General features: G+C 36.3%; 16 protein-coding genes. 9 read left to right on the top strand and 7 right to left on the bottom strand.

Annotated features, from left to right (window positions below; all coding sequences use genetic code 11):
• Nucleotides 1-69: 69 nt before the first annotated feature.
• The 3 genes from ACLI50_RS14830 to pepT form a co-directional block, all read right to left on the bottom strand.
• Entirely contained in the window at nucleotides 70-1,377 is a 1,308-nt protein-coding gene (locus ACLI50_RS14830; protein WP_411414116.1) for a hypothetical protein, read from the bottom strand.
• A gap of 155 nt (nucleotides 1,378-1,532) precedes the next feature.
• On the bottom strand, nucleotides 1,533-2,099 hold the full coding sequence (locus ACLI50_RS14835; RefSeq protein WP_411414117.1) for an energy transducer TonB: 567 nt from the start codon (nucleotides 2,097-2,099) through the stop codon (nucleotides 1,533-1,535).
• Nucleotides 2,100-2,105: 6 nt separating this feature from the next.
• The gene (pepT, locus tag ACLI50_RS14840) at nucleotides 2,106-3,353 is read right to left on the bottom strand and encodes a peptidase T (protein ID WP_411414118.1); all 1,248 of its coding nucleotides are present in this window, start codon (nucleotides 3,351-3,353) and stop codon (nucleotides 2,106-2,108) included.
• Between the two features lie 187 nt (nucleotides 3,354-3,540).
• Here pepT and ACLI50_RS14845 point away from each other — a divergent pair, with 187 nt between their 5' ends.
• Together ACLI50_RS14845 and ACLI50_RS14850 are read left to right on the top strand one after the other, a co-directional pair.
• Nucleotides 3,541-4,389, top strand: a complete 849-nt coding sequence (locus tag ACLI50_RS14845) for a hydroxymethylglutaryl-CoA lyase (protein ID WP_227941256.1) — start codon at nucleotides 3,541-3,543, stop codon at nucleotides 4,387-4,389.
• Between the two features lie 175 nt (nucleotides 4,390-4,564).
• Complete coding sequence (locus tag ACLI50_RS14850) at nucleotides 4,565-5,401, top strand: sulfurtransferase (protein WP_411414119.1); 837 nt, start codon at nucleotides 4,565-4,567, stop codon at nucleotides 5,399-5,401.
• Between the two features lie 54 nt (nucleotides 5,402-5,455).
• Here the strand turns inward: ACLI50_RS14850 and ACLI50_RS14855 are convergent, their stop codons facing one another.
• Complete coding sequence (locus ACLI50_RS14855; protein WP_047376050.1) at nucleotides 5,456-5,782, bottom strand: SUF system Fe-S cluster assembly protein; 327 nt, start codon at nucleotides 5,780-5,782, stop codon at nucleotides 5,456-5,458.
• Nucleotides 5,783-5,785: 3 nt separating this feature from the next.
• Nucleotides 5,786-6,487, bottom strand: a complete 702-nt coding sequence (locus tag ACLI50_RS14860) for a 3'-5' exonuclease (protein WP_110009046.1) — start codon at nucleotides 6,485-6,487, stop codon at nucleotides 5,786-5,788.
• A gap of 82 nt (nucleotides 6,488-6,569) precedes the next feature.
• On the opposite strand from ACLI50_RS14860, the gene ACLI50_RS14865 reads away from it, so the two are divergent.
• On the top strand, nucleotides 6,570-7,340 hold the full coding sequence (locus tag ACLI50_RS14865) for a DUF4382 domain-containing protein (protein ID WP_411414120.1): 771 nt from the start codon (nucleotides 6,570-6,572) through the stop codon (nucleotides 7,338-7,340).
• A gap of 68 nt (nucleotides 7,341-7,408) precedes the next feature.
• Here ACLI50_RS14865 and ACLI50_RS14870 read toward each other — a convergent pair whose 3' ends face one another.
• Nucleotides 7,409-7,756, bottom strand: coding sequence for a tRNA-binding protein (locus tag ACLI50_RS14870; RefSeq protein WP_076595106.1), 348 nt, complete (start codon nucleotides 7,754-7,756; stop codon nucleotides 7,409-7,411).
• On the bottom strand, nucleotides 7,753-8,262 hold the full coding sequence (locus ACLI50_RS14875; RefSeq protein WP_411414121.1) for a hypothetical protein: 510 nt from the start codon (nucleotides 8,260-8,262) through the stop codon (nucleotides 7,753-7,755). Before ACLI50_RS14875 ends, ACLI50_RS14870 begins: the two co-directional genes overlap by 4 nt.
• 287 nt (nucleotides 8,263-8,549) lie before the next feature.
• On the opposite strand from ACLI50_RS14875, the gene ACLI50_RS14880 reads away from it, so the two are divergent.
• From ACLI50_RS14880 to ACLI50_RS14905, 6 genes are all read left to right on the top strand, one after another.
• Nucleotides 8,550-12,203: a hypothetical protein gene (locus ACLI50_RS14880; RefSeq protein WP_411414122.1), complete on the top strand. Its 3,654-nt coding sequence runs from the start codon at nucleotides 8,550-8,552 to the stop codon at nucleotides 12,201-12,203.
• A 31-nt stretch (nucleotides 12,204-12,234) separates the two neighbouring features.
• Entirely contained in the window at nucleotides 12,235-13,797 is a 1,563-nt protein-coding gene (locus ACLI50_RS14885) for a hypothetical protein (protein WP_411414123.1), read from the top strand.
• A gap of 11 nt (nucleotides 13,798-13,808) precedes the next feature.
• Nucleotides 13,809-14,288 carry a hypothetical protein gene (locus ACLI50_RS14890; RefSeq protein ID WP_411414124.1) on the top strand — a complete coding sequence of 160 codons (480 nt, stop codon included), beginning with the start codon at nucleotides 13,809-13,811 and terminating at the stop codon, nucleotides 14,286-14,288.
• Nucleotides 14,289-14,350: 62 nt separating this feature from the next.
• Nucleotides 14,351-16,540, top strand: coding sequence for a toxin glutamine deamidase domain-containing protein (locus tag ACLI50_RS14895; protein ID WP_411414125.1), 2,190 nt, complete (start codon nucleotides 14,351-14,353; stop codon nucleotides 16,538-16,540).
• Between the two features lie 14 nt (nucleotides 16,541-16,554).
• Nucleotides 16,555-16,908 carry a hypothetical protein gene (locus ACLI50_RS14900; RefSeq protein ID WP_202842009.1) on the top strand — a complete coding sequence of 118 codons (354 nt, stop codon included), beginning with the start codon at nucleotides 16,555-16,557 and terminating at the stop codon, nucleotides 16,906-16,908.
• A 78-nt stretch (nucleotides 16,909-16,986) separates the two neighbouring features.
• Nucleotides 16,987-17,640 carry a hypothetical protein gene (locus ACLI50_RS14905; RefSeq protein WP_202842007.1) on the top strand — a complete coding sequence of 218 codons (654 nt, stop codon included), beginning with the start codon at nucleotides 16,987-16,989 and terminating at the stop codon, nucleotides 17,638-17,640.
• Nucleotides 17,641-17,648 lie beyond the last annotated feature (8 nt).

Below are 17,648 nucleotides of genomic sequence, written 5' to 3' on the forward strand. Positions count from 1 at the left end.
TCATGTGGAACATTAATAAAGAAAAGCCACTGTAAAAGAGGCTTTCTTATGTTGATTAGTAAAGATATCTTAAAAACTGAACTCCTTCTGATACAGCATACGTTCTTTTTTGAAAAGAGGAATAGTTCCTTCATATCGTAAAGGAGCAATTCCAAAACCATAGAACATATCAGCCTGAATTTTACCTTTTACAGAAATCACACCTTTTCTTTGAGGAACAAGTGTTAATCCCAAAGATGAAAGGGCAGAAGCTCTTCCTTTTACACCTGAATTAGCAATAGGAATGGTAAGGAACATTAGTCCTACAGCTCCTTTTGCTTCTAAACCTCCTTCGGCAGATAAATTCCCCTCTGCAACAGTGATGGCTGGTTCTGATTTCTTTTGGAGATTAATGTTAATCTCTGGATTTTTGCTTACTAAAAAGTTAGCATTTCCTTCAAGATCCAAAAGCTGTGCCTGGACTTTTCCTGTAGCCTGTACTCCCAGGAAAGGACCTGCAGAAAGAGTAGGGCTTAAGATCAATCCTGTAGGTCCTAAAACGATAGGAACAATAGGAATATTCAGGTAGTCTGTTGTACTTGCTGTGTAGCCCAGACTTCCTGTGATACTTACAGAGCTTTTAAGTTTAATATCATCCATGATGAGGTTAACATAGAAGTTGGATAAATGTCCCCATGAGAAGGTGATATTATAATCAATTTTGGGAGTAAAACCTCCTTGTAGGTTAACACTGGATGTTCCTGCTGAAGTCAAGGGAAACGAAAAGGTTTTATTAAAATTATAACGGTTGAATGCAATTAATTTCTGGTTTTGAAGGTTTTTAGCTTCAATAGAAAGTATTCTCTGATTGATTTGTTCTGAAACCATTCCTTCTACTGGAACGTAATTAACCATTTTTCCATCAATATTGACAGGAGCTTTGCCAGATGGATCATACACGCCGCTCAGAGTTCCGCTGTAGATAAATTCTTCAAGCTTTGCACTGGAAGTCTGTACGGTGAATTGGTTATTCAGTTTTGAAACAGAATTTACTTTTGAAAGAATGGTATTCACCTGATCACCTTCTATCTTTGTCCCAACAATAACAGTTCCTACGGAAATGCTATCTGTTTGAGGAGTTTTACGGCTAAATATGATTTCTCCGTTATTATGAGCAGAAATTGCGTTCACTGATTCATCATTCAGAATAATAACATTCTTCTGTAAAGTCAGATTTCCCAACGTTTTCATTTGGGCAGACTCTGCAGGTTTTTCAGCAGGCAGATCGGCAGGATCATCCTGAGAACAAGACGTTAAAATAAACAAACAGAAAATAGATACAAGGAAAGAAAAACAAAAATTTCTGTTGATTTTGAAAGGGTTGGATTTCATTTTCATATAAAGTGATTTTAAGTTTTAATCAAAATTAGGTGAATTATTTAAAACTTACAAAAGAATTGTGTTAAATTAATATCAACAACATAATGATCTTTAATTATGTTTTTATTATATGAAAAATAAAAACCCGCTATCATCATAGCGGGTTCTGTATATTATTTTTTAAAGGACATTGTTAAAGGAACAGAAACATTTGAGGAGACTGGTTTCCCTTTGTCTTCTGCCGGTTTCCATTTGCCTTTATCTTTAATCCGGTAAAAAGCGGCTTCGATGAATGCGTTTACATCTTCATTATTTCCTTTTACATTGGGATTGAGGGCGTTCCCTTTGGAATCTACAACAAAACTTATCGTTGCTTTGTAGGTTTCCGAAGAAAAGTTCAAAAAGTCAAGATCTACAGCCTCATATAAAAGCTTTTGAAAAGCTGCCTTACCTTTATCATATTCTGCGTCCTTGCTCACTTTTGTTTTTACAGGAGGGTCTGCCGAGATCATTTTTTGATCTTCAAGAGAAGCTTTATCCAAAGCGGTCTTGTAAGCTGTTATTTTATCCTCTGTCAAAAGCCATTCTTTCTTGGTTCTTAAATCATTAGGCTTAGGATATTTATTATACAGAGCCGTTTTCTTTCTTTCATAGCGTGAGTCTGCCCTCTGAAATTCAGAAATCTGGGCAGTGCTGAAAATAAAAGTGAAAATGAATGCTGATGCTAAGACCTTTTTCATGATTTATTAAGCTTTTACAATGTTAATAATGACTTCAGTTGCTTTTTCCATGCTTTCCAAAGCTACATACTCGTATGGTCCGTGGAAGTTGATTCCTCCCGCGAAGATATTCGGGCATGGAAGTCCCATATAAGAAAGCTGTGCACCGTCTGTACCTCCTCTGATCGCTTTGATCTTAGGCTCAATACCAGCTTCGGTCATTGCCTTTGCTGCAAGGTCTACAATGTGCATTTTGCCTTCAAACTGCTGCTTCATGTTTCTGTACTGCTCTTTGATTTCCACTTCAGCAGTTCCTTCACCATGTTTCTGATTGAATTCAGATACTTTTTCCTCCATAAATTTCTTTCTGGCTTCAAATTTATCTGCATCATGATCACGAATGATATATTGTAGTTTGGCTTCAGAAATATCAGCAGTAATATCCATTAAATGGTAGAATCCGTCAAAACCTTTCGTAGTGGCTGGAGTTTCGTCAGCAGGAAGCATTTGAGCAAATTCAGCGGCTAAAAGAGCTGCGTTGATCATTTTTCCGTAAGCATAACCCGGGTGAACACTTAATCCATGGATTTTTACCACCGCTCCAGCAGCATTAAAGTTCTCATATTCAAGTTCTCCGACTTCTCCTCCATCCATTGTATAAGCCCATTCTGCGCCAAATTTGGCAACATCGAATTTATGCGCTCCTCTTCCAATCTCCTCATCCGGAGTAAATCCTACAGCAATTCTTCCATGTTTGATTTCCGGATGCGCGATAAGATATTCAGCTGCTGTTACAATCTCTGCACAGCCGGCTTTATCATCAGCACCAAGAAGCGTATTTCCGTCAGTAGTAATTAATGTCTGACCAACATATTTTTTCAAGCTTTCAAATCTTGAAGGAGATAGTGTGAATCCTGTTGCCTGGTTCAAAAGAAGATCATTTCCATCATAGTTTTCCCATACCTGGGGCCTTACATTTTCTCCGCTGAAGTCCGGTGAAGTATCATAATGGGAAATAAACCCTATGGTAGGTCTGTCATCATTTTCCAGATTAGAAGGAACATATCCCATGATATAGCCGTTGCTGTCTATAGAAACATCTTCCAGGCCGATGGTCTTAAGTTCTTCTGTAATATAGTTGGCAATATCCCACTGACGTTCAGTAGAAGGTGTTGTTTCACTTTCTGCATCACTGGTAGAATATATTTTTACATAGCTAAGAAAACGGTTCAGTAATTTTTCTTTCCACAAAGGGTTGAATTCTATTGTACTCATCAGATATCATAAATTTTAACAAAGTTAGCAAATTTGGTGCTGAGAATACATTATTTGCGATTTAATATCAGTTATTGAAATTATGAATCAGATATAAATCTTTGAAAATCAAAATAGTGTTAGCTTTGTATGTACAGTATACCAAGTAGTTTAGTTTTATTATATTTGAGAAAATCAAAAAGTAAAAATGTTTCTTACCGAATGTCCTAGAGATGCTATGCAGGGATGGGGAGAATTTATCCCTACCGATAAAAAAATAGATTATATCAACTCCTTAATGGATGTTGGTTTTGATGTATTGGATTGTCTGAGTTTTGTTTCCCCAAAAGCAATTCCGCAGATGGCTGACTCTGATGAGGTGGCAAAAAATATTGACAAATCACGCTCAAAGACTAAAGTTTCTGCCATTATAGGTAATTACAGAGGTGCCGAAAAAGCATTGAAACATGAGTCTGTAGATATTCTGGGCTTTCCGTTCTCTATTTCTGAAACGTTCCAGCACAGAAATACCAATAAAAGCCAGGAGGAAGCTTTTAATGAAATCATTAAAATGCTTGAACTGGTAAAAAGTGAAGGGAAACAGCTTAATATCTATTTCTCTATGGCTTTTGGAAATCCGTACGGTGAAATGTGGAAATGGGAAGATGTTGACCAGTGGGCACAAAAATTCTCAGATATCGGAGTAAAAGATATCTTATTATCAGATACTACCGGAGTGGCTACTCCTGAAACCATTGCCCTTTTGTTTGAAAAAATACCTTCAAAATATCCGGATATCAACTTCGGAGGTCATTTTCATAACCGCTATGAAGATTCCTATTCGAAATTAAAAGCGGCTTACGATCAAGGCTGCCGAAGATTTGACAGTGCGATCAAAGGAATCGGAGGATGTCCTATGGCTAAGGATGATCTTGTAGGAAATATGCCTACAGAACAGGTGATCAATTTTATGAGTGTGGAAAAAGCTGAACATAAGCTGAACCTTCTGAACTTTGAGAGCTCTTACAACAAGGCGAAGGATATTTTTCATTTTTAAGAAGAATGAATTTCTCGCAAATTCTGCAGATCCCACAGATAGAAAAGTAGATCTGCTTAATCAGCAGAATCTGCGAGAAAACTATCAATAGGAGCGGGCTTTAGCCCGCTTTACTATATTGAAATATACATGGCTTTAACCAAAACGTAATTAAATTAACTCAAAATCAACAAACATGTCTCCAATCATCTCATCATTCGAACTCAAAAATATCCCTGGTGAAAATCTTATTATTCTTGATGCAAGAACCGGAAAAGAGGTAAAACAAAACTACCTTGACAAGCACATTAAAGGAGCAAGGTTTATTGATCTGGATAAAGATCTGGCTGAAATAGGAGAGAATGCAGCTTTTGGTGGAAGACATCCGCTTCCTTCGGTAGACAAGTTTGCTGAAACCCTTTCAAACCTTGGAATTGCTTCAAATTCTCATCTTGTTGTCTATGATGACAAAAATGCTTCCAATGCAGCAGCACGTGCCTGGTGGATGCTGAGATCTTTTGGCTTTAAAAATGTTCAGGTCCTTGATGGCGGAATGCAGGCAGCGGAAAAAGCAGGTTTGGAATTTGCTTCAGGAGAAGAGATCTTTGAGAAAGCTTCTTTAATTAAAAAAGATCATTGGAGTTTTCCGGTTTCAAGTCTGGAAGTAGTTGAAAATGAATTGGAAAACGATTCTTCTACAGTTATTGATGTAAGAGATGCCTACCGGTATAAAGGAGAATCTGAGCCGATTGATCTGGTCGCGGGGCATATTCCGGGGGCGATCAATATTCCTTTTTCTGAAAACCTTGATGAAAGCGGAAATTTTCTGAGCCCGGAAATCTTAAAAGAAAAATACAGCCAATTCTTAAAAGATAAACCTGAACACCTTATTATTCATTGTGGGTCTGGAGTTACAGCCTGCCATACAATTTTAGCCCTGGATTATGCAGGATTTCCGGTTCCGGATCTGTATGTAGGTTCATGGAGTGAATGGAGCAGGAGAGAAGGAAAGGAAATAGCAAAAGATATTTAAAAATAAAAACCCCGAAAATACTTCTTCGGGGTTTTATATTGTTAAAGGTAATTTCTAAAGCATTCCCAGCTCAAACTTCGCCTCTTCGCTCATCATATCCTTATTCCAGCTCGGTTCGAAAGTAAGCTCTAAATCTACACTTTTTACATGCTCTACTTCAGCTACTTTATCTTTTACTTCCTGAGGAAGTGTTTCTGCTACAGGACAGTTGGGAGTAGTAAGTGTCATTATAATTTTTACGTCAGCATCATCGGAGATCTGGACATCGTAAATCAGCCCTAATTCGTAGATATCTACCGGAATTTCAGGGTCATATACGGTTTTTAATACACCAATGATTTCCTCACCAATGTCAGCAATTTGATCGTCTGTAAATTTCATTTTTTAATCTAGATTGATATTCCTTTTCAACAAATCTTCCTGACGCATGCGCCGGAAAATATTTGCCAAAGTTAAGACATCTTTTTCACAATAGTCAACAATTCTCTGCAAGTCTTTTTCTATGTAGTAAATTGATGAAACCATTGAGCCGTCAATATCATCTTTCGGAGTAGGAATACCAAAAACATGCGCCAGTAATTCCAGGGAGACAAAACTTTTATAATCCCCGAACTTCCAGAGTTCCATAGTATCTATATGCGGAATTTCCCAGGGCTTTTTCCCAAACATCTGAAACGGTGCCGGTGGCTGCATCCCATTGATGAGATAGCGTCTGGCAATCCAGGGAAAATCAAATTCTTTTCCGTTGTGGGCACAGAGAATCACATTATAAAGCCGTGGGCTGTTGAAGATTTCTCCAAATTCCTGAAGCATTTTCTTTTCATCATGCCCGGAAAAACTCTTTATTTTTAATGTTTCATTCTTTTCAACCATTCCAATGGTAATACAGATGATTTTTCCAAACTCGGCCATAATACCGGCTCTGTCATAAAATTGTTCAGCCGTAACATCTTCTTTTCTCTGAAATTTTGTTTTTTTATCCCACAGATATTGCTCTGTTTCTGATAACTCGTTCCAGGAGGCGGATTGTGGAACCGTTTCAATATCAAGAAATAAAATTCTTTCTAAAGGAATATTTTGGATCATTTTTTGTTTTTTATAACCGAAATATATGACATAATAAATCAATTATCCAAAACGTTTTTTATTATACATAAATTTTAAGCTTATGAAGAATTTATTCATTATAGGAAGCAGTATCTGCTTATTATACTTGGCATCATGTAATGATTCCGATGAAAAAGGTTCTGCTACAGTGAATGTAAGGCTTACAGACGGCCCTGCTGCATATAATGCCGTTAATATTGATATTCAAAAAATTGAAATTAACAGCAATGGAGAATGGACAGCATTAAACTTTCCAAATCCGGGAGTTTATAATCTTCTTAATTTTAAAAATGGAACTGATTTAGTTTTAGGACAGGCTACGCTCCCTGAGGGAAATGTTTCGCAGATGAGAATGGTACTGGGTCCTAATAATAGTGTGGTTGTAAACGGAGTAACTTATCCGCTGCAAACCCCATCGGCTCAACAGAGCGGACTGAAATTCAACTGGAATCAGACATTATCAGCAAACGGAGCATATACCGTGTGGATTGATTTTGATGCCGGAAGATCTATTGTAACGACAGGGAATGGAGCATATATTTTAAAACCGGTGATACGGGCGTTCTCTGAACTTACCAACGGGCAGATTAAAGGATATGTGCAGCCTCAGGCGGCGCAGGCAGTTGTTCACGCCATTATGGCTTCAGATACGATTTCTACGGCAATCCCTAACACTGATGGATTTTTCATGTTTTCAGGACTTCCGCAAGGAAGTTATACCGTTTCTTACGATGCCGGAAACAGCACTGGATATATGGATGAAAATACACCCAATGTATCAGTAAGCTTTGGACAGGTTACCAATCTTGGGGTAAAAACCCTCCATCAATAAATAATAATATCAAATAAAAAAACCTTAGTGAAAGTCTTCCTAAGGTTTTTTTATGTTTTATTGGCAGGTTATCCTACCTGCATTCCGTTTTTTGTGGGTAATGATGGCGTTAAAAGAGTGACATCTTTTTTGTCTTCACCATAAAGCCCTAACACCAGACATTCACTGAAGAAATTAGCAATCTGCTTTTTAGGAAAATTCACTACGGCTAAAATCTGTTTTCCAATAAGCTCTTCTTTTTCGTAGAGAGAAGTAATTTGTGCAGATGATTTTCTGATTCCTAGGTCTCCAAAATCTATTTCGAGCTGGTACGATGGATTTCTTGCTTTTTCAAAATCATTTACTGAGATTATAGTTCCGCATCTGATGTCTATTTTTTCAAAATCTGCCCAGGTGATGTCTGGTTTTACTGTCATGGTAATTCGTTAATTAGATGTTCTACTTCTGTTTTCTGTTCTGCATACTTTTGCTGCAATACTGAGCCTTCACCCATTCTTTTGTAGTATTCCAATGCTTTTCCTCCAAAGAATTTTTTATGAAAATCCGAAACTTCAGGGATCTGTGGAAAGACTTTGTGAAAAAGCATTTCATAATACGCCTGAAATTCTCTTTCGTTTTTGTCTTCAATCATCTGTCCGGGAGCTTTCTGTCTTACATGAAGCATTTCGTGGGCAACCATATTCAGGACAAGGTTCAGGTCAAAATCAAATAAATTTCGTGGGATCATTACGGTTTGGGGTCCTCCCAGATCTCCTTCTGCTGTCAGAAGCATCGAGGTGGGAGAAAGCTCTTCCCTGAACCCGAATCCCGCAAAGTTTTCATGTTCCAGATTAAAAGAATGGATCAGATATTTTGCTGCATCCAGAATCTGGTTGTGTTCTTTGTAAGCCTCAAGGTGTAAGTTGATCTGCTCGAAATTCATCTGAAGTATGTTTTAAACAAATGTATTAAAATATTGAGAATACCAATAGTTTTTGTTCCAAAGGTTTAGAGTAGAAAAATAAATTTTTTTTTATACGTCAAGTTCTGTCGCTTCTGGGGGTGATCTTTGCTTCAAGAAAAAAACACAATATGAAACTAGACTTAAAAATTCCAGGTGGATATCTTTTGCCGGAAACCACCTAAAAAAATAAGGCTAAAACCTGAAGACAATCTACTAAAAAGAGCTTCAGATCTCAACCTATTTTAACCTACACAAAATTACACAAAATGAACGATATGGAAAATAATACTACAGGCGCACCTGTAGAAAATACACCATCACAAACACTTTTCAGATTTGTAAGTCTCAGAAGCCCGGAACTTTCCGATGATACCAAGCAAGATAAGAGATTCATTGTTATTCCTCAGGATCTTAAAAATAATAATGCTTTTTATGTTCCGGTTGTTAATGGAACCGAAGCTAAGCAAAAGCTGCTGCAGACCTGTGCAGCCAATTATGTAAATAATCCAGAACGTATTTCAATAGAATCAAGCAGCCAGAATAGTTTAGAAGGTTTTAAAAGGACTTATAAGGCTTATTATACATTCGGAACCTGGTTGGCTAAAAATAAAAATACATGTACCTATGAGGAGGTTATTGCTAAAAGAGCAGTATTAACAGATCCACAGGCAGCTTCAATAGCACCGCCATTAATTGGTTTATGGAATAATTTAATTTATCAGGTAGTAACTCAGAAAGATTTTTATGTTAAGGAAGTTGTTATGCAGCAGCTATTGGCTCATCATATTCTTTCTGTATCCAATGAAGAAGAAATGAAAACAGCACTTGCTGCAAGAGTTATTTTGCCCAAAGAACTGATGATGGAAGACGAGAGTATTTCTACATTACAAACTGTTTCAAGAATGGCTTCTGAAGGACCTAAAGAGACTTCTCCAACAGAAGAAATGAAAAGTCAGCAACTTATTTCTGCTACAAAGATTAAACTTGAAAGATATGAAGCTTTAAAGAAAAACCTTTCTACGATTGAAAGATTATATAAAGCAGAGTATCAAAAAGATTATGCAGCAAAAGAAGAAATTCATCAAAGCGAAATTACTTCAATTCTTGAAGGATATAAAAGAGAACTGGCTGCCCATAAACAAAACTATTGTCAGGTAAGAAATCCTGAGGTAAAATATGATCCTTTAGATCCCTGCCAACAAATTCCGGGTATTCCTGAACCTGTATTACCAAAGTTCAATTTTCAGTTCAGAGCCGAAATAGAACCGGATTCTTTATTAAGAGCATTAAAACCTGAAAACTTAGATGCGTTGCTTGATATCTTAGGACATAATTTTCAGTCTGAACCAAATCAAGAGAAGTCTGCAGCACTTAGTTCCTCGGATCTTGCAATACTTTTGGAAGGAAGAAGTACTTTTTTGGAGATTGATTCTCTATTAAAACAAGCCGTTGAAAAAGCCGCCAGTACCATTGTTGAAAATACCAATGTAGATAATGAAGCATATACCAGTATAGGAGGTGTTTTGATTCCAGTTGCAAGAACCATTGCTGTTCCTTTCAGTTATCAGATCTGTCCGAAGTATGTTTATACAGGATTTACATTTGATGCGGCACTTACAGTTCCGGATTCATCATGGGACGTAAATGCACTCTCTTATACTTTAGCCCCTAATAATGGCTCTGCGGCTTTCAACAGTAATTATTTTGTGAAATCAAGATCAGGAAACATCATTTTTCTAAATGATCTTTGTATGCCGGGATTAGATTTTAATACCATACAGGATGCCTCTTTAAGTGTAAAAATCATGTTTACTAATGGAAAAACAGCTAATATTTATGTCAGTAAACTACAGGCAAGAACTTGTTTATCAGATCGTTTTTTACTTGAAGTTGATGAAGAAGAACCTGTAGATACTGAAGATGAAAATAATTTTATTCCATCAGGATTCGGATTCAAACAAATCGGTATTGCAGATTATTTGAAAGTGGAGCAGACAACTCATGCCTATGTTGAAGGAGAAGTTGCCCATATTGAGAATATTATGGCTAGAGAATATCGTGAGAAATCTACCAGAAGGTTAAGAAGAAGTGAAAATACTACGACAACATCTTCCGATACTGAAAGAGAGCAGCTTACTGATACTACTACAGCTACCCGTTTTGAAATGCAGAATGAAATTGCAAAAATGATGCAGGAAGCATCAGACAGCAATACTCAGTTTGGGGTAAATGCGAGCTACAAAACAGGAAATGCAAATATCAATACGAGTTTAGGATTGGGAAACGCCAGCCACAGTTCGAGAGATGAAAGTACCAGACAAGCAGTTACCCAGGCTCAGGATATTACATCAAGAGCTATGGACAGAATTGTTTCAAAAGTTCACGAAGAAAGAATTGAGAAAATTATTGAAGAGTTTGAAGAAAACAATTCTCATGGCTTTGATAACAAGAAAGGAGATAAACATGTCGTAGGTGTTTACAGATGGGTGGATAAGCTGATGAAAAACCAGATCTATGATTATGGGAAACGTATGATGTTCGAATTTATGATACCCGAACCCGCAAAGCTCCATTTGTTAGGAATATCTTCCAATAAAAACACCCAATCATTGGTGAAGCCAGAAGATCCTAGAACGTCACAAACTATGACAATGAAAGACCCTGGGGCATTGGATGATGATACCATCTTTAAATATTGGGTAGGAAAATATAATATTACTGCAGATAAAAGATTAGATCCTGTTATTTATATTTCAAATGCATTTTCTGATAAAAATATTGGAGTTGATAATGAATATGGAGTAGGAAGATGGACCGGTGTGTACCATAATAATGACTTTAAAATTCCCGAAAATTATGAAGCTATTTATATAAAAGGCTCTTTAAGAGCAGGTGCAGGAGCGATGAATGATGGACAGGGAATGAATCCTAAACATACAGTATATGTTTGTGGTAAGGAATCCGGAACTGCAGTAGATATGGCTTTAAATTCTATAAAAGATAAAATTACTGTTTCTTTTATTTCTTGGGATATGAAAGGGATTTCAGGTTCATTGATTGCAACATGTCAGCTAACGCAGGAAGCAAAAAGAGAATGGCAACAGGAAGCTTTTAATGCGATCATCAATGGATATGAAGTGGCTTTGGCAGAATATAATAATGCTATATCTGAAGAGAATAATAAAGCTTCTGCAATTAAGGATTCAAATCCGAATTTTTACAGACAGATTGAAAATACTGTTCTCAGAAAAAACTGTATTTCCTATATGGCAGACAGAGCTTCAAACTCAATTCATGGCTATGGCTTATCAGGTTTAACACAAGGAAGTTCATTTACAGATTATGAAACGAAACTTTCTAAGAATCTAGACAAATACTCTGCTTTTGTAAAATTTATGGAACAGGCATTTGAATGGGAAAATTTATCCTACCACTTGTATCCTTACTATTGGGGTAATAAAGAGAACTGGGTAGAAATGTATAAAGCAGAGAATACTGATCCTGTTTTCAAAGCATTTTTACAAAGTGGTATGGCCAGAGTGGTAGTGACGGTGCGTCCGGGCTTTGAAGGTGCTGTACAATTTTATCTGGCAACAGGAAAAATCTGGAATGGAGGTGAAGTTCCTGTCATCGGTGATGATCTTTATCTATCAATTGTAGATGAATTGAAGCAGCCAAAAGGCAAAAAACATGGAAAAGCATGGATTACCAGACTTCCTACTACCTTAAATATTCTTCAGGCAGAAAGTATCGGACTGAAAGTCGCTCATGCATTACCATTTACTACCGAGAATCCAGATGATTTTGAAGTGCCTTCCGAAGTAATTACTGAGGATAGATTCAATTTCGCCCCTAACAATAACCTTCTTGGAGTAGAATCGCTGGAAGGACAGAAAGTGATTTTGGGAGACTGGAAATAACATAATTATTAACCTTAAAAATTAAAAAAAAATGCCAATTATAGGAAAAATTATACGTGTCAATGAATTGCCTCCCATTGGAGAAAGAGAAGCGAATGCGATCTATCAGGTAGCTGCATTAGGTTCTCCCACTTACACAGATTATGCTGTTGATGAAAACGGAGATTTAAAAACGCATGCCGTTGTTGATGGAACCATTCCCCTGGAATTAGCTGATAGTCATGTCAGTATTTCAAATGCGGATCTTTTAGCAGAAGGGATGGCAAGTCAGGCTCAATATAATATCAAGACACAAGAGAAATTAGCTAAAAAATTAGAAATTCCTCTAACAGATGGAAATGCGCAGGATTATCCTAAAATCATAGGAATGAATGATAACGGAAGTGTTGCCAAACTTCCGGCAGGTGATCTGGGAAAAAATATAGCCAATTCATCACTTACATCTGTTGTGGGAGCAGGACTGAAATTAGGAGCCAACTGGACGTTAGATACTTCAGGACTTTATTATTCGATCACAGGCTTGAATGATGTTTCCAATGATGCTACCTTTAGTACTTTCTTATCTCAGAACTCTTCAGGACGTGTAGGTAAAACAAATGGAAAGCAGCCGTTCTTAAGCTTGCCTGCTACTCTTTCCGAAGCAGAGAAATCAGCATGGAAAACAGCAATGAACGGAGGCTGGACGACTAATACTATGAGTGTTGCTGTTATCACTCCTCCGGTTGTGGATAGGCAGAATAAAAACTACTGGATCAGCTTAAGAGGAGCCAACCTTAACCTCCCTCCCACATCTTTCTCCATAGATATCATGGATGAAGGCGGCTCTACGAAATTAGCGACTGTTCCTAATTCACAGGTACAATTATATACCAATGGATTAGACCTGACATTCTATTACAACTTTAAGGATTTACCCATAGGACAGTATAAGATAAGACTATGGAATGGAGTCGCTTATTATGTGACACCCCTTGCAGTTTCAGTAGTGCAGAATCTACAGATTGCAGATGTATCAGCATTGACATGGACCAAAAAAATTTATAATGATGCATCCAATCCCGACACATTTGGTAGCGGAGGATCAGCTATTTATCAAAGCAACTCTGCTGTAAAAGCTTACAGTACGGATGATCCTACTATCGTAGCAGCACTTAAATCCTCAAAGCTTAATAGTGCCGGAGAAAACTTTTATCTGGAATTTTCTGTCAATTATCAGCATGCTGCTAATATGACCTCAAAAACACAATATGTGGGACTAATGAATAATGCATCGAATGTAGAATTATTGGATCAGACAATTACCCGTTTGAAAACAGTAGGAACACTGGGAAACAGTATAGGATACAGAGTTCATTATCTTAATAATACAGTAGTGGGAGCCGTTAGTGCAGGGACTACCGGAACCAACGAGACCATCAATGTTATTATTGTTAAAAACGGAACCTCAATGACTGTTTCTATGACAGCAAGGGGAGTTACATCACTGGCCATTATTTCTGTTCCTGACGTTGAATACAGCCTGAATATGGCCGTCAACAATATGGGAGGAAATGCAACAACATCGTTAAATATTATCAATTTATACAAATTTTAAAAACAAAAATTATGAACGAACATTTAATTATACCGGAAAACATTAAAGAAATCCTTAATAATGTAGAGAGTATTTCATTAAGCCTGGCGGAACTCCCGCTTCAGGAACATCCGAAGCTTACACAATTTCAAAGAAGTATTCGTGTATTGGATATTGATGCTAAATCTGAACAACAGTTCATCAGTTTCAGATATAAGCAGATACTGAAAGACAAGGAAACAGGAGCAGATATTAATATTTCACTTCCTTCTCCGGAATGGGTAATCTATAAAGATACGTGGAGCTACCTTCGTGATAGTAGTAATAATCCTGTAGAGCTTCCTCTGGCTGAGCCTACGGAGGAGGTGCGTACGGATAAGGTAAAAATTCAGAGCTATAAGTATATGCTTTGGTTGTTGAAAAATAATAAGACTGGCTTTACTGAACTTTTAGCCTCTTATCTTGATGAATTTGTGAAAGACCACAAGGATCAGCTGGACAAGCTTTCTTAAACTTTTTTAATTACTGGCAGGGTCTTAAAACCCTGCCTTTATTCACCTTAAAAAATCACAAAATGAGTTTAGAAATTTTAAATAATCCTTTATTGAGGAACATCACGGATTTCTCTCCCGGAAATGAGAATCCTGATTTTATTAAGACTATTTTTCCGGTTCAGGAATCTCCTCCGGAATTAAAACAAAAAACCTCACTGCAGATTGCAAATACTTACTATGGAGGAAAGCCGGTTGTGGACGGTAATGGATTTCAGATCTATTCGGATGATCCTGTATTTGGAGGAAATATCGATGAAGTTGTTGTCTATAAAAGCAGGTTTAGCCAGACCATAGCCGGAGTTGATGTTGTTCTTTTTGCCAGTAAAAACGGAGCTTTTCTTTTACAGCGTTATTTGGAAGCTTTACCCAATAGCAATGAACTGATTCTATTTTTAGAAATTGATGACCGTTACAATCATAATACGGTAATGCGTGCTGTAGCGGGAGCAGGGCTTACAAATAAAAAGGATATGCCTTTTGCAGACATTCTCGGTTTTACAAGGAAACATGAAGTAACCGTTACACCAAAATCCCTCAAAAACCTTATTGAAAAAGGTCTTTACAGAAATAAAGTAGATTTTATAAGCTGGTTTCTGGGTTTGAAAGACAAAAGCATCGGGGAAATATTCAGTTTTTTTAAGCAGGAAGCTTTGGAAGCAGCTTCAACTTTTTTTACAAAAGGTATTGCCGAAAATATTGTCAAACTAAGAATTTCAGAAAACGGATGGAATCCCAATCCGAAAGAAGGAGAATACAATCCCACTTTTATTCCGGAGGTCTTTTATAAAGAGATAAAAGATTTCTATGAACATAAAGCATCCCAGAATCCTTATGAAAATCTTGCAGGCCAGAAAAAAATCAATGCCAAAATTGTAAAATCATTTTTTGAAAGCATCAATGAAGCAAAAGAAGATTTTAATAGTCTGCTGAACAACGCTGAAACTTTCTTCCCTGCTTTTATCTATAAAAGAATCAATAAATCCCTGACTTTCTTTTTTAACCAGATCGACAAGCTGGAGAAGTTTATTGCAGACCCACTTACCGGAATGCAGCATATTGTCTACAAAAACTATCAGATTGCCAATGCTTTTCTTTGTGGAATTTATAACAGCCTGGTTGATATTATTGCCGGAATCTTTTCCATCATCGGCTTTATCTTCAAAGCAGTCGCTGCCATGGATAAAGTAAATGACAGAAAAGAGGAATATGGGGAAATGTTCCTGGAACTGATGGAAGATTTGCTGGAAGGCATTCTGACTTTTGATTATGTGGAATTCTTTAAGCAGTGCATTACCTTCCAGATAAAAACCATTGTCCGTCTGGTAAATTGGGTGGAAGAAATGATTCCTCAGATCACACTGGAAAAAGGGGCTTATTATTACGGATATATCATTGGGATTATCATCGATATTATTGTGGAAACACTTCTTACAGGTGGAACGGCGGCCGTAGCCAAGCTGGCCAAATCCGTAGAAAGTTTTGTACTGAATCCACTGGAAAAGATCACCAAGGCAATTACAACAGCAGAGAATGGACTGACCAAGATAATAGAATTTATTCGAATGATTCTCCGGGAATTTAAAAAGGGATCAAAAGAAATTTTTTCTAAATTAGAAAAGATTTTAAATGAGGTCTTTGGTTTTGGTGAAGAGGTAGCAGATCATGGTCTGTCTCCAAAACAGAAGATGGCGAAGGATAAGCAGAAGAGGATTCAGGAGGAAATAGACAAGAAGAAAAATGTAGAGAAAAAATCTTTAGATGAAATAGAAGGAGGTGGAATAAGTAAAAAATTATTTTCTATTTGGAAAGTTAATTTGCAGGAAGGAAAATTTAATTGTGCAAACTGTGCTATTGCAACAGATGCTATATTAGCAGGAAAGCCGGCATCTGCATTACCCTATACAATTCAGAAACGATTTAGAAATGGGAATTGGGAAAATTATGTTTCTTTATATGAAGGTACAAAGCCTATAATTTTAGAAAAAGAATTCGGAACTAAGTTTTCAAATTGGACAACTAATTTAAATGACTTAATAAGAGATTTAAAACCAGGTAAAAGAGGAATTATTTTTGGATATAAAGAAGGAACAAATATGGGACATTACTTTAATGTAATTAATGAAAACGGAGTGATTAAATTTCTTGATGGACAAATTGGTAAGAGAGCAAAATTAGTCTATGATTATTATCAATTTTTACCAACAAATTAATTAAAAAAACTATTATGTACACAAAAGAGCAAGCAAGAGCAAAAATGCAAAGATTTGTAGATTATCAGAATAATTTAATAATCTGGAATGAAGAAGGAGATCCAGATATTGTCATATATGATCATCTTACAGAAGAACGTCCTTTCGGGTGGGTGTTTTATTGGCAGGTAAAGAATATTAAAGAAGATTTTTCTAATTTTTTAGCAGGAAATGGTCCTATTATTATTGAGAAAGATACACTAAATGTGTATAAAATGATGACTGCTATTTCTGTGGAAGAAAATATTATGCTTTATAAAAAGGATAAAAATAAATTATTACAGTTGGAAGAAGATCAAGATGGGTTTTTCGATCCTATAAATCTGTAAAAGTCATAACCAAACTAAAAATGGAAATAAAATTCAAGATTTTTTTATTAGTAGAGTTTCAACTTTAAAATTTATTACATGCTAAAAACAAGTTTGATTTTCATTATTATGCTGTTTTTTTGTAAAGGTTATGCCCAAACTAACCTCTATGACTATTATGAAAATGGAAGATACCTTGATAATATAAGTATTAATAATACGGGATATTTTGCGAAAAAAGATCTGATGAAAAGCTATTTTGAATTGTACCCAGCTAAAAAACTAAAGGGTTTGTTTGAAACTTTGGCCTCTCCTAAAGGCTATCATACTGTTTATGAAATAGAAAACAATGAAATCTATGTTAAGGAGTTTTGGATTCTTAAAAAGGAAGATAATGGATTATATACAAATATCACTAATGAGATATTTCCAACCAAAACGGATAGGAAAATAGATTGGTATTCGGGGTTGGTTCTTTTTACTTCGGGTAAGGGAACATTGAATGAAATGAATGTAAACTACGAGAAGAATGCCCTTTTTGAAATCAATAAAGGGAATATTGTAATGAGCCAGCATTTTAATTTAGAACAAATTTTGGATTATAAAGCAAGGTTATTTCAGATATTTAAAAAAACAGAAGAATATAAAATACATAAAAAAGAAGGTAGAGATCGAGGATGGAGAGATAGTACAACAGATGCATTCGAACAAGATATTGTTTTAGATTATTACAATACGATTATTATTAAATAACAGATGCA

This window comes from Chryseobacterium cupriresistens, assembly GCF_046614675.1.
In the GTDB taxonomy this organism is placed as follows: domain Bacteria; phylum Bacteroidota; class Bacteroidia; order Flavobacteriales; family Weeksellaceae; genus Chryseobacterium; species Chryseobacterium cupriresistens.